This window comes from Arthrobacter sp. B6 (assembly GCF_001663775.1).
Classification (GTDB): Bacteria; Actinomycetota; Actinomycetes; order Actinomycetales; family Micrococcaceae; genus Arthrobacter.
In genome coordinates this window covers 1,974,408-1,986,154 of sequence record NZ_KV467168.1, presented here as the reverse complement: position 1 = coordinate 1,986,154, position 11,747 = coordinate 1,974,408, and the positions used below count along the sequence as shown (strand labels likewise).

Here is an 11,747-nt window from a genome sequence, read left to right as displayed (position 1 = left end):
CCCAACACCATGGCTCTAATCACCGCGGACCGCGAACGGTTCCCCAACACCCCCTGGCAGCTTGTGGAGACTCGCCACGAGCCGGGCAATGCGGGCACCCTGGAGACCCTTTTCGCGCTGGGCAACGGGCATCTCGGCATCCGCGGCGCCCATTGGGCAGCTGCTGACGCCGACCTGCCGGGCAGCTTCATCAACGGGCTGCACGAAATCTGGGACATCAAGCATGCGGAGAACGCCTTCGGCTTCGCCCGGACCGGGCAGCGGATCATCTACATCCCCGATGCCAACAACTTCACGGTGATCATCGACGGCGAGATGCTCAGCCTCGCCGAGTCCGCGGTGCAGGAGTACCGCCGCTCGGTGGACTTCTCCACGGGTGTCTACGAATGCCGCATCACGTGGCTGTGCCGCTCAGGCGCCACGGTCACCACCACCGAACGCCGGGCCGTGGGCTTCGAGTCCCGCGGCAGCCTGGGCATCTCCCTGGAGGTATCAGCGGACCGGGACGTATCCGTCGACGTCACGTCCTCCGTCATCAACCGGCAGGACCAGCCTGTGGAGGACCACTCGGAACACGACCCGCGGCGGGCCGGCCGCCACGCCGGCCGCGTCCTGCTGCCGTTGCGGCTCGACGGCGGCGACGGGTCGCTCCGCCTGTCGTGGGAGGCTGCGGAATCCAAGCAGCGTGTCGGGATCGCCGTTGACCACTGGACCTCCGCCGGCCACCAGCCGTTCGACACCCTGGTGGACCAGGACGACAGCAGCGTCCGGTACGTCCTGGCCGTCGGTGCCGGTGAGCCGTTCCGCCTTGAGAAGAGCATCAGTTACGCAGCGGGGCCGGGCGTCCAGGACTCCGGCTGCGACGCGGCGGAGGCGGCCGAAGAGGGGCTGCGCTCCGTGGAGGAGATCTTCGCGGAAAGCCGCGAGCACTACCGCGGCTACTGGGCCACGTCGGACATCATGGTGGGAGGCCAGCCGGAGCTTCAGCAGGCCATCCGCTGGAACCTGTTCCAGCTGGCACAGGCAACAGCGCGTGCCGACGTCGCGGGCATCCCGGCCAAGGGAGTCAGCGGCTCCGGGTACGAGGGGCACTACTTCTGGGACCAGGAGGTCTACCTCCTGCCCTACCTGACCTACACCAACCCGGAGGGCGCCCGCCGGGTCCTGGAGTTCCGGCACGAGATGCTTCCCATCGCCAGGATCCGCGCCAAGGAGCTGAGCGTGGACGGCGCACTGTTCCCGTGGCGCACCATCAACGGGCTGGAGGCGAGCGCTTACTACGCCGCAGGCACCGCGCAGTTCCACATCGCGGCGGCCATCGCGTTTGCCACCAACCGGTACGTCTGGGCCAGTGGCGACGCCCAGTTCCGCGACGGCATGGGTGCCGAACTGCTGATTGAGACGGCCCGCATGTGGATCTCCCTGGGCTTCTTCGGCAAGGACGGACTGTTCCACATCCACGGGGTCACCGGTCCGGACGAGTACACCGCCGTGGTCAACGACAACCTGTACACCAACGTGATGGCCCGCTTTAACCTCCGTGCCGCAGCCGCCCTGGCCCATGCTGAGATCAGCGACGACGAACGCCAGCTGTGGTCGGCCGCCGCCGACCGGATGCAGCTTCCGTTCGATGACCGGATGCAGGTGTATTCCCAGGACAACGACTTCATGACCCTTGAGCCCTGGGACTGGACCACGCCCCGGTCCAAATACCCGCTGCTGCTGCACTTCCACCCGCTGGTGATCTACCGCCACCAGGTGCTCAAGCAGGCTGACACCGTCCTGGCGATGTTCCTGCAGTGGCAGGACTTCAGCGCGGAGGAGAAGCGCCGGGCTTTCGATTTCTACGATCCCATCACTACCGGCGATTCCACCCTGTCGGCGTGCGTCCAGGGCATCATGGCCGCAGAAGTGGGCTACCCCAAGGCGGCGCTGGAGCACTTCACCAACGCCTTGTTCATCGACCTGGATGACACTCACGGCAACACGATCGACGGCGTCCACATCGCCTCCACCGGCGGGGTGTGGAGCTCGCTGGTCTGCGGCTTCGCAGGCCTCCGCGACCAAGGGCCCGCACCGTTCTTCGATCCGCGTCTGCCCTCTGAATGGGAAAGCCTGGCCTTCCACCTCAAGGTCCAGGGCCGGCTGCTGCAGGTGGAGCTCGACGCCGGTTCCCTCACCCTCACCGTGTCCGAGGGGGAGCCGCTCGACGTGGACGTCAGGGGCGAGTTGTTCAGGGTGGGTGCGGAAGCGGTCCGCGTGGCGCTGGCGCCCGTCCAGGTCCCCGAGCCCACGGTCTTCCCCAGCGGGTTGCCGACGGCCAGCATCCCCGTGGTGCGCGCCCTGGCCTAACTCCCGCCGGCCCGCAGTGCTGCGGCCCTGTCCGGGCCTCAGCAGGTGGCGGGAGGAGTGCTGACGCCGGGCGCGTCAGTCTCCTGCCGCCGTCGCGCGTTCCATCTCCGGAGCCCTGTCCAAGGGGTGGGTCAACTCATCCTGGGGCATCTTTGCCACGATGGACGCGATCACTGCCACGATGGGGCAGACGGCGCCGGTCACCAGGAAGATCAGCCAGATGGGCAGCACCTCCGCGGCGGGTCCGGCCAGGGCCATGGAGACCGGCATCAGGGCCAGGGACACAAAGAAATCAAGGCTGGAGACCCTGCCCAACAGATGAGGCGGGACGCGCCGCTGGAGCAACGTTCCCCAAATGACCATGCCCACGCTGCCGGTGGCACCGAAGACGAACAGTGCCGCGGCCAGCGCCCAGAAACTGTCCATGATTCCGACGGCGGCCAGCGGCAGGGAGCCGACACCCCAGGATGCCATCATGACCGTGAGATACCGCCGGGGCAGCCTCAGCGATGCGGTCACCAGCGACCCCGCAGCCCCGCCGACGCCCATGATGGCGAGCAGGAAACCGAACATGCGGGAGTCGCCGCCCAGCTGGTCGCGGACCACAAACGGGAGCAGCACTTCGATGGGGCCGATCAGGAAAAGCACGGAAATGCAGGCCCAGAGCAGGGTCCAGAGCAGCCACGGCGTGCGCACCGTGTAGCTGACCCCTTCGCGGAGGTCATGGAAAAAGGAAGACTTGGCCCGCCGTGTGCCGGCCACGCCGCTGTGCTGCGAGTTGCTGGCCTGTGATCCCCTGGCCTCAGAGCCGTTGGCGGGGGCCTCCAGCGCGTGCCGGCCCAGGAAATTCAGGATGATGAACGCCATCACGTGGCAGACGGCGACGCCGGTGACCGCATGGGTAGGCGAGAGCGCGGCCACCAGGATGCCGGCGACCGCGGGCCCGGCCGCCTGCTGGAGGGTGGGACGCATGGTCCCTTCCATGCCGTTGGCCGCCAGGAGGTCCTCCGGGGGCAGGATCCGCGGCAGGATGGCGGAGTAGGCGGGAAAGAAGAATGCTGCGCCGACACCAAGGACAAAGGCGCCGACGGCGAGATGCCAGAGCTCCAGCCAACCGGCCATGGAGAGGCCGCTGATGCCCGCGATGACGGCAAGGTTGGCGCCTTCAACCGCGATGATCAGGAGGCGCTGCGGGAACCGGTCAGCTGCGATGCCGCCGGCCAGTACAAATGCCACCAGGCCCACGCTGCCGGCAGTTGCCACCAGGGAGAGCTCCAGCGGGCCACCGCCCAGATGGATGACCTGGTAAACCATCGCAACAGCCCACATTCCGGATCCGAAAATGGAGATGGCAAGAGCGGCGATAAGGACCCTGTACTCACGGTGCGCAAACGGCCGCAGGGCTTTGGGGGTGGGCATAGGGTAAGTCTAGGCTTTGGGGAAAATTTGGGGGTACCGGAATGAAGAGCCTGGCCTTCGTGGGCGCCAATCACGGCCTGGCGCTGCATCCCGTGGACGCCAACGGCGAACAGATTCCGGGCGAGGCGGCCAGTTGTTTCGCCTCCTTCTGGATGGCTGAATGGTCTCGGTGGGGAACGGGCAACGCCCTGATCGTTGCAACCCTGCAGGGCTGGCGGAGCTACGGAAGCAACGAGTACTTTGCCGCCAGGCTCGCCGCCGAACTGACCCGATACTTCCCGGAGGCGGCCCGGTTCCCGCTGAACGGGATTTCGCACACCCAGGACGAGTTCGACGTCGAACTGAACCTTGAGCACGGATTTCGCGCCGCCGGCCGCAAGGCTGAGCTGGAGCTCGCGGGGATCCTGGACCGACGGCACTTTGCCCAGCCCGACTTCCAGCTCGGACCCAATTCCGCGGCGCTCAGCAACGTCTATCTGCCGTGCAGCAGCGGACGGCTCGCCGAATTCGGAGTGGAGTGGCCCGGCATGGCGAGCGTTTACCCGGGACCGCGGGGACCGTCGTCGTCCGGCTATATGGCCGTTGCCGAATCCTGGGTGATGTAGGGGGACCCACGGGGGTTGGCCTAGTGTTAAGCAACCTTAGTATTAGGTACGGCAGCGAAGGCTGCCGCGAGCGAAAGCAGAGGTGACCATGGCCAAGCGCAGCAATCCCGCTATGCGGATCGCACAGGAAACCGCCCACAACGCGGTGTTCGACGCCGAAGGAAAGCCGAAGCCCGGGGTGCACAACGTGCTGCTCCGGGCGGTGGAGATCCAGCGCCCACTGGTGCTGGCCTACATTCGCAGAGTGCAGCGCAAACAACCACACGCGTCCGCGGCGCAGCTCGCCGTGAGGATCGAACGGGACTACCTCGCGGCGGTCACCGGTGGTGGCGCGATCGTGGGTGCCACGGCCGTGGTGCCCGGCGTCGGGACCGTCGCCTCCCTTGGGCTCTCCGCTGCCGCCACCGTGGGTTTCCTTGAGGCGACCGCGCTGTATGCAACGTCCCTCGCGGAACTTCACGGTATCCGCCTTACAAACCCGGAGAAGGCCAGCACTATGGTCATGGCCATCATGCTGGGCGAAGAGGGGACGGCCCTGCTGGGTACCCTGAGTGGCCAGGCGGCGGGCAGGGGTGCCAGCCCCACTAAGGCGTGGGGCAATGCGCTCTCGAAATCCATCCCCGGGTCCGGCTTCGGTTCCGTCCGGAGCAGGATCCAGAAAGCGTTCCTGAAGAGCCTCCTGAAACGCCAGGGCACGGCGTTGTTCGGCCGGGCGCTGCCCTTCGGCATAGGCGCCGTGGTGGGTGGTGCGGGGAACCTGATGATGGGGCGGGCCGTGGTGGCCAACGCAAAGGAGGCTTTCGGACCGATGCCGGATACGATTCCAGGGGAGCTCAAAGCCACAGAGGCGGGCCCGGACAACCTCACTCTGGAAGGCAACAACCTTGGACCTCAACGCTGACCTTGGCGAATCATTCGGCTCCTGGAACATGGGGGACGACGCCGCGATGTTCCGGCTGGTCACCAGCGCCAACGTCGCCTGCGGCTTCCACGCAGGCGACCCCGTCACGATGCTGGACAGCTGCCGCGCCGCCTTCGAACTTGATGTGACCGTCGGTGCGCATGTGGGGTACCGCGACCTGGCAGGCTTCGGCCGGCGCTCCCTGGACATGTCCTTTGACGAGCTTTTCGGCGATGTCCTGTACCAGCTGGGCGCCCTGGACGGCGTTGCGCATGCTGTCGGGGCTTCGGTGGATTACGTGAAGCCGCACGGCGCCCTCTACAACCGCCTTGTCCACGATGAAGAGCAGGCCTCAGCCGTGGTTGCCGCCATTCAGGCCTACGATCCAGGCCTGCCCATCCTCGGACTGCCGGGCTCGCAGCTGCTGGTCCAGGCCAAGGAGGCCGGTCACCCCGTTTTCGTGGAGGCCTTTGTGGACCGCGCCTACCAGGCGGACGGCACGCTGGTGCCGCGCTCGCACGAAGGTGCCGTCCTGCATGACGTCGATTCGATTGTTGAGCGTGCAGTGCGCCTTGCCGTCAAAGGCGAGGTAGTGGCTGTGGACGGGACGGTGGTTCAGGTCAGGCCCGACTCGCTCTGCATTCATGGCGACACACCGGGCGCTGTGGAGATGGCTGCCGGAGTCCGTGCGGGCCTTGAAGCCGCCGGTGTGCAGCTGGAGTCCTTCGCCTAATTAGGGTGCTTCGGACCCAGCTACATTGGAGAGCTGCTCCTCAGGCCATGGATCTTCAGGCAATGAAATTCCGAACTCGTCGGGCTGGTCGTCTCCGGTCATGGCTGGGCTGGGTTTTGGTCCCGCTAGCAGGCCAAGGATCTGTGGTGGCCAGTGTGGTGGTTCCCAGTCTTGGTGTTCGCTTGTGTAGTGGCGGCCGGTGGGTGAGGTCCAGCTGGGTGGTTGGTCTTTGGTGGCGGGTCCGGGTGTCCATCCGCTGGTGTGTTTGAGTTTGTGGTGTTTGGGACATGGCTGGCCGAGATTCGAGATGCCGGTGGTCCCGCCGTCGGCCCACGCGAGGAGGTGATCTGCCTCGTTGTCCAAACTCTGATTGCTGCAGCCGGGGAAGGGGCATTTGCCGTCCCGCAGCCGCAGCCATCTGCGTTGGGCTTTGGTCACCCGGTAGCTGTCCCGTCCGATCTCCAGCGGCGCCCCGTCCCTGGGATCCACGAGGACCCGGTGGAAGGAGGATGCCCCTTCGGCCACGAGGTTGCGGGCCATGGATGCCGGGATGGGCCCGTATCCATCGAGCAGGGCGGGTTCGTCGGTGAGGCCCATCAGCCCGAACACGGGGACTGTGACCAGGACCTGCGCCGCCGGAGATGGCACACGGCCACCATCGATCCGGTTCGTGGCTGGGGCGGGACCAGTCACGCCGTCATCGGCGCTGGGGCTCCCGGCGGTAGCTTCTGTGCTGCCGTCCATCGGAGTGCTCGTAGTGAAGCCGGCGCTGAGTAGGAAGGCCGCGGCGATGTCGGCGCGCAGATGGGTCATGGTCCGGCCCTCACGGGGGCCTTGGAGGGTACGGGCGGTGGCGGTGATGCGGTTCCAGATCGCGGCGGCCTGGTCCGCGGGCAGGTAGGCGGAGATCCAGGCCATGCCGTCCCGGTCCGGGGCGTATTCCAGCCGCCGGTCCAGGACGCTTCTGGCGTGGCGTTGTTCGATGCTGACGGGGTGGTGGCGTTCCCGCCAGGTGCGGGCCTTGTGCCGGAACCTGGCCGGGAAGAGTTCACCGGCCGGGCACTGCTGGGCCAGGTCCGCTGCATCGGGGTCCAAGAAGTGGGCTTCCATTGTTGCGGCGGCTGTGGGGTCGAGGCTGGTTGTTTCGTCGACCATGATCCGGGCGTGCTGCCACGACAGGTTCCCGGCCTCCAACGCGGCCAAAGTCAGCGGCAGGGCCGTGGTGAGTTCGTGGGACTGGGCCAGCAGGGCCGACGCCGAGCGTTCACTGACCGTCAGCGCACACGCGATCTCCGAGACGACGGCCATCTCCTGGGCGGTGTGCTGGCCCGGGTCCGTCGCCGGGGCGGCCAGGGCTTGGGACTTCGCGGCAAACCCGGCGGCGAAGCGCACTTTCCTGGCGGCCAGCATGGCCTCCAGCCGGGCCGTCTCTTCAAGCCCGTCCAGGCACGCCTCTGCCTGATCACGAAGCGGGTTAAGACCGGTGGATTCAGGGCGGCCCTCGCTGCGGTCCACCAGCACCGCAAGCGCAGCCGTGGAAGCCAACATGGCCTCCAGGGAATCCACTCGTGCTTCGCTGTCCATACCCCCATCATCCAGCGAGGCACGACAAAACCCGCGAAGCAAAAGGCCTATGTGGATAACCCGCGGACACCTTCCCTAAAGCACTCCCCACAAAGCTCCCAGCCGCGTCAGCAGGGGCCTCAAGTGTACGTTCGCGCTGCTCGTGGCTGCCGGTAGGGGCCTCAAGTGTACGTTCGCGCTGCTCGTGGCTGCCGGTAGGGGCCTCAAGTGTACGTTCGCGCTCTGTGGGGGGGCCGGTCAGCCGAAGACCAGGTGCGCCGCGCTGAAGATGGCCAGCCCGGCCAGTGAGCCCACCACCGTTCCGTTGATCCGAATGAACTGCAGATCCTTGCCCACCTGGAGTTCGATCTTTTGCGACGTCTCCTCGGCATCCCAGCGGGCCACGGTATCGGTGATCACTCCGGCGATGTCCGAGCGGTATGTCCGCACCAGGTAACCCGCCGCGTCGCCGATCCAGGCGTTGACCTTGCCGGCAAGTTCGGCGTCGTTGACAAGGCGTGAGCCAAAGTCCCGGACTGCCGCCTTGAACTTCACAGTCAGCTCGCTGTCAGGATCGTCCACCGCGGTGAGCAGGGCGTTCTTCACGGTGCCCCAGGTTCGGGAAGCCAGTTCGCGGACCTCCGGATCTCCGAGGACCTGGGCCTTGATGTCCTCCGCGCGCGCGATCATCACAGGATCGTGCTGGAGGTCCTGCGCAAGGTCGTTAAGGTACTTGTCGATCGACTGCCGCACCTGGTGGTTGGGGTCGGACTGCACGGCGCGGGTGAACTTGAGGATCTCCACGTAGACCTTGTCGCCAACGAGCCCGTCAACAAACTGCGGAACCCAGGTGGGGGAACGGTCCGAGACCAGGCGGGTAACGGTTTCGTGGTTATCGTCCACCCAGTCGGCGGCGCGGTCCACCAGCAGATCCACCAGCTGGTGGTGGTGGCCTTCGGCGAAAATCCGCTCGGCCATCCTGCCCACGGGAGGTCCCCACGGCGGAGCCAGCAGATGCTTGCGCACCATTCCTTCAATAACTGCCTGGACGTCGTCGTCGTTCAACACCTTGAAGGCGCCGCGGATGACGGCAGCACCCTCCTTCGCCACCCGTTCGGCGCCGCCGGGACCGGACAGCCATTCGCCTGCCTTGCGGGCGATGTTCATGCTGGCCAGCTTGTCCTGCACCACCTGCTCGGACAGGAAATTGGTCTCCACGAACTCGCCCAGCGATGCCCCGATCTGGTCCTTCCGCCGCGGAATGATGGCGGTGTGCGGAATCTTGATCCCCATCGGGTACTTGAACAGCGCAGTGACGGCGAACCAGTCAGCCAGTGCGCCCACCATGCCGCCCTCCGCGGCCGCCCGGACGTACTGCAGCCACGGATATTCTTTTTGGAACGCGAACGCGAACACAAAAATGACCGCCATGGCGATGAGCAGGCCCAGTGCCAACAACTTCATTTTCCGCAGCGCTGCCGCCTTTTCGGCGTCACCGGCACTCAGTTTATGGCCGACGACGGCGGCGCCCCTTTGGGCGGGCTCGTCGGGCCGGGCGGGGTCCTGCCGGGTAATTGGCTCAGAGTTCACCTGCATGTGCCAAGCCTAGTCCCGCATACGATCCTCCGGTCCGCTACCGTGTCTGCATGACCATCGACGAGTCTGCACCCCACCGGCCCCTGGTCTTTGCCCACCGGGGCGCCAGCGCCGCCTTTGCTGAACACACGCGGGCCGCCTACCTCCAGGCACTGGCCGACGGCGCCGACGGCGTTGAGTGCGACGTCCACCTCACCAGGGACCAGCACGTTGTCCTGCTTCACGATGCGAACCTGGACCGCACCTCGGACGGCACGGGCCCGGTTGCAGAGCGTACGCTCCGGGAGTTGAGGCAGTTGGACTTCTCGTCCTGGAAAGGCGTTCGGATCCCTGAGGAATACGGAGCCCGGTCGGCGCAGTTCCTCACGCTCGCTGAGCTCCTTGGCCTCCTCCGCACCGCCGGACGGCCCGTGGGGCTGGCCATTGAGCTGAAGCACCCCAGCCCCTACCAGCTCAAACTGGAGGACCGCGTCCTGGGCGTGCTCCGCAGTGAAGGCTGGGACCCCCGGACTTCAACGGTGGACAACGTCCGGGTGACCTTCATGAGCTTCAGCCCGGATTCGGTGAAGCACCTGCTCCGCACGGTGCCCGCGGAGTTCATCTGCCAGTTGGTTGACGAAATAGACGTCAACGAAATCCGCGAGGGGCTGGGCCTGGGTCCACTCACCGGCGGGGCTATCGCCAACGTCATGAAGGCAGCCCAGCTGGAAGGCGAACGTATCCTCGATGACTGCGAAGTGAGGCTGGCCGGGCCGGGCATTGATTATGTTCGCCACCATGCCCGGACTGTGCAGCGCTGGCTGGACTCGGGCCGCCGCTTCCGGGTGTGGACTGTGGATTCCGAGCGGGACGTGGCGCTCTGCCAGGGCCTTGGCATTCACGAGATCACCACGAACATGCCCGCCCGGGTGCTGTCCCAGCTTTAGGCTGACCGCCACGGCCGGTTCCGCCGCGGACCCGGCCGAACGGGCCCGCGTGGCTGTGGTTGAGTGGAACCATGCCTTTTTACTGGCCCGGCGCCGTTCATTGGTCCGGCGCAGCCACCCAGAGCCTCTCTGCGGCAGCCCTGAGCGCGCTGCTGCTGTCCAGCGCCGTGAAGCATTTCCGGGACCCCGGTTTCTACCGCCAGGTGGTCCCGGGCTACCTTTGCCGCCTTGACGGGCAGGGCTCTGCTGGCGCAGCAGGCGGAAAGCGGCCCCTGGCGGTGATGACCCGGGAGGAGTGGATCGCGCTGAGCGGCCTTGTGGAGGCCGGTGCCGCCGTCGGACTTCTTATCCCCGCGGCGCGCCGCGCCACGGCCACCGGTGTTGCCGTTCTCCTTGGCGTGTTCCTGGCTGGACACGTGGAGGCAGTCCGCCGTGCGTATGGTCCGAGTGGTTCGCCGGCCCAGCGCAAGGTCCACACCGTCCGTTTGCCCCTGCAGGTGCCGCTTATTTTGTGGGCGTGGAGTGTCCGGAACGCTGGCCGGCGGCGGAGTGCATGAAACTCCTGACTTCCCCGGCAGTCCGCGTGGGACTCTCCATCAGCATCGCCACCGGACTTTACGGGGTTTCCTTCGGCGCGTTATCTGTGACCTCGGGACTGGACTTTTGGCAGACCATGGCGCTGAGCCTCCTGCTGTTCAGCGGCGGGTCGCAGTTCGCGTTTATCGGAGTGGTTGCCGGCGGGGGATCCGGCGTCGCGGCCATGAGTGCAGCTACCCTCCTGGGCATGCGTAACGGCATCTACGGCATGCAGCTTAACGCACTCCTCCACCCCACGGGCTGGCGCAAGTACGTGGCAGCGCAGCTCACCATCGACGAGTCGACCGCAACCAGCACAGGCCAGACAGATCCGGACGAACAGCTGCGCGGCTTCTGGGCTGCAGGAATCGGCATCTACGTGCTGTGGAATCTCTTCACCGCCGTGGGAGCCCTCGCCGGGGCGGGGCTGGGCGATCCGAAGCAATGGGGGCTGGACGGGGCCGCCGTTGCAGCCTTCCTGGCTCTCCTGTGGCCTCGGCTGAAGGGCCGGGAGCCGGTGGCCATCGCCGTCGCCTGCGCCCTGGCTACGGTGCTTGCGGTGCCCTTCGTGCCAGCTGGGGTGCCCATCCTGATCGCTGCCTTGGTGGCCGCCGTGATCGGCTGGTTCAGCCACGGCCGCAGCGACGAGGGCCTGGAACCCGACGTTGACCCCTACGCCGAGCACCACCACGGCTCGCACGGACACCACGGCTCCCACGGACACCACGGCTCCGCCGGTCCTACGAAGGCGGGCGCATGAGCCTCTGGATCTGGTTGCTGCTGGCGTGCGCCCTTGCGTATGCGTGGAAACTGGCGGGCTATTTTGTTCCGGCGAGGCTCCTCAAAAACCCGCGCATGTCCCGCGTGGCAGGCACCATGACCATCGGCCTGCTTGCTTCGCTGACGGTGGTGAATGCGGTGGCGTCCGGCCAGTCCCTGGCGGCAGATGCCAGGCTGGGAGCCCTTGCTGCGGCCGCCGTCGCGCTTGTTTTGAGGGCCCCGTTCCTGGTGGTGGTACTGGCCGGTGCCGGAACCGCCGCGGTCCTTCGGCTCATCGGATGGAACTGACAGGCGCC

Annotated in this window: 11 protein-coding genes; 8 read left to right on the top strand and 3 right to left on the bottom strand. The window is 66.6% G+C overall.

Going from position 1 to position 11,747, the window contains the following annotated elements; all coding sequences use genetic code 11:
- The first annotated feature begins 9 nt into the window (after positions 1-9).
- A complete protein-coding gene (locus AU175_RS08695; RefSeq protein ID WP_066287538.1) occupies positions 10-2,352 on the top strand; it encodes a glycoside hydrolase family 65 protein in 2,343 nt (780 codons plus the stop codon).
- A gap of 75 nt (positions 2,353-2,427) precedes the next feature.
- On the opposite strand, the gene AU175_RS08690 is transcribed toward AU175_RS08695, so the two are convergent.
- The gene (locus AU175_RS08690) at positions 2,428-3,771 is read right to left on the bottom strand and encodes an MFS transporter (RefSeq protein WP_066287534.1); all 1,344 of its coding nucleotides are present in this window, start codon (positions 3,769-3,771) and stop codon (positions 2,428-2,430) included.
- A 41-nt stretch (positions 3,772-3,812) separates the two neighbouring features.
- Here AU175_RS08690 and AU175_RS08685 point away from each other — a divergent pair, with 41 nt between their 5' ends.
- The 3 genes from AU175_RS08685 (at position 3,813) to AU175_RS08675 (ending at position 6,010) form a co-directional block, all read left to right on the top strand.
- The gene (locus AU175_RS08685; RefSeq protein WP_066287532.1) at positions 3,813-4,376 is read left to right on the top strand and encodes a hypothetical protein; all 564 of its coding nucleotides are present in this window, start codon (positions 3,813-3,815) and stop codon (positions 4,374-4,376) included.
- Between the two features lie 88 nt (positions 4,377-4,464).
- Positions 4,465-5,277, top strand: a complete 813-nt coding sequence (locus AU175_RS08680; protein ID WP_066290818.1) for a hypothetical protein — start codon at positions 4,465-4,467, stop codon at positions 5,275-5,277.
- Positions 5,261-6,010 carry a LamB/YcsF family protein gene (locus AU175_RS08675; RefSeq protein WP_066287530.1) on the top strand — a complete coding sequence of 250 codons (750 nt, stop codon included), beginning with the start codon at positions 5,261-5,263 and terminating at the stop codon, positions 6,008-6,010. The genes AU175_RS08680 and AU175_RS08675 overlap by 17 nt, the downstream gene beginning before the upstream one ends.
- On the opposite strand, the gene AU175_RS08670 is transcribed toward AU175_RS08675, so the two are convergent.
- Together AU175_RS08670 and AU175_RS08665 are read right to left on the bottom strand one after the other, a co-directional pair.
- Entirely contained in the window at positions 6,011-7,594 is a 1,584-nt protein-coding gene (locus tag AU175_RS08670; protein ID WP_066287527.1) for an HNH endonuclease signature motif containing protein, read from the bottom strand.
- Between the two features lie 237 nt (positions 7,595-7,831).
- Positions 7,832-9,169 (bottom strand): DUF445 domain-containing protein, encoded by a 1,338-nt coding sequence (locus AU175_RS08665; RefSeq protein ID WP_066287524.1) that lies wholly within the window; start codon positions 9,167-9,169, stop codon positions 7,832-7,834.
- A 50-nt stretch (positions 9,170-9,219) separates the two neighbouring features.
- Here AU175_RS08665 and AU175_RS08660 point away from each other — a divergent pair, with 50 nt between their 5' ends.
- From AU175_RS08660 to AU175_RS08645, 4 genes are all read left to right on the top strand, one after another.
- Positions 9,220-10,095: a glycerophosphodiester phosphodiesterase gene (locus tag AU175_RS08660; protein ID WP_066287521.1), complete on the top strand. Its 876-nt coding sequence runs from the start codon at positions 9,220-9,222 to the stop codon at positions 10,093-10,095.
- Positions 10,096-10,166: 71 nt separating this feature from the next.
- The gene (locus AU175_RS08655) at positions 10,167-10,652 is read left to right on the top strand and encodes a DoxX family protein (RefSeq protein ID WP_066287518.1); all 486 of its coding nucleotides are present in this window, start codon (positions 10,167-10,169) and stop codon (positions 10,650-10,652) included.
- The gene (locus AU175_RS08650; RefSeq protein ID WP_066287516.1) at positions 10,649-11,431 is read left to right on the top strand and encodes an AzlC family ABC transporter permease; all 783 of its coding nucleotides are present in this window, start codon (positions 10,649-10,651) and stop codon (positions 11,429-11,431) included. Before AU175_RS08655 ends, AU175_RS08650 begins: the two co-directional genes overlap by 4 nt.
- Positions 11,428-11,739, top strand: a complete 312-nt coding sequence (locus AU175_RS08645) for an AzlD domain-containing protein (RefSeq protein WP_066287509.1) — start codon at positions 11,428-11,430, stop codon at positions 11,737-11,739. Before AU175_RS08650 ends, AU175_RS08645 begins: the two co-directional genes overlap by 4 nt.
- Positions 11,740-11,747 lie beyond the last annotated feature (8 nt).

What these genes read in the sequence shown, in the direction of transcription:
- AU175_RS08695 (WP_066287538.1), top strand. Translation starts at nt 10, where the DNA reads ATGGCTCTAATCACCGCGGACCGCGAACGGTTCCCCAACACCCCCTGG.
- AU175_RS08690 (WP_066287534.1), bottom strand. Translation starts at nt 3,771, where the DNA reads ATGCCCACCCCCAAAGCCCTGCGGCCGTTTGCGCACCGTGAGTACAGG.
- AU175_RS08685 (WP_066287532.1), top strand. Translation starts at nt 3,813, where the DNA reads ATGAAGAGCCTGGCCTTCGTGGGCGCCAATCACGGCCTGGCGCTGCAT.
- AU175_RS08680 (WP_066290818.1), top strand. Translation starts at nt 4,465, where the DNA reads ATGGCCAAGCGCAGCAATCCCGCTATGCGGATCGCACAGGAAACCGCC.
- AU175_RS08670 (WP_066287527.1), bottom strand. Translation starts at nt 7,594, where the DNA reads ATGGACAGCGAAGCACGAGTGGATTCCCTGGAGGCCATGTTGGCTTCC.
- AU175_RS08665 (WP_066287524.1), bottom strand. Translation starts at nt 9,169, where the DNA reads ATGCAGGTGAACTCTGAGCCAATTACCCGGCAGGACCCCGCCCGGCCC.
- AU175_RS08660 (WP_066287521.1), top strand. Translation starts at nt 9,220, where the DNA reads ATGACCATCGACGAGTCTGCACCCCACCGGCCCCTGGTCTTTGCCCAC.
- AU175_RS08655 (WP_066287518.1), top strand. Translation starts at nt 10,167, where the DNA reads ATGCCTTTTTACTGGCCCGGCGCCGTTCATTGGTCCGGCGCAGCCACC.
- AU175_RS08650 (WP_066287516.1), top strand. Translation starts at nt 10,649, where the DNA reads ATGAAACTCCTGACTTCCCCGGCAGTCCGCGTGGGACTCTCCATCAGC.
- AU175_RS08645 (WP_066287509.1), top strand. Translation starts at nt 11,428, where the DNA reads ATGAGCCTCTGGATCTGGTTGCTGCTGGCGTGCGCCCTTGCGTATGCG.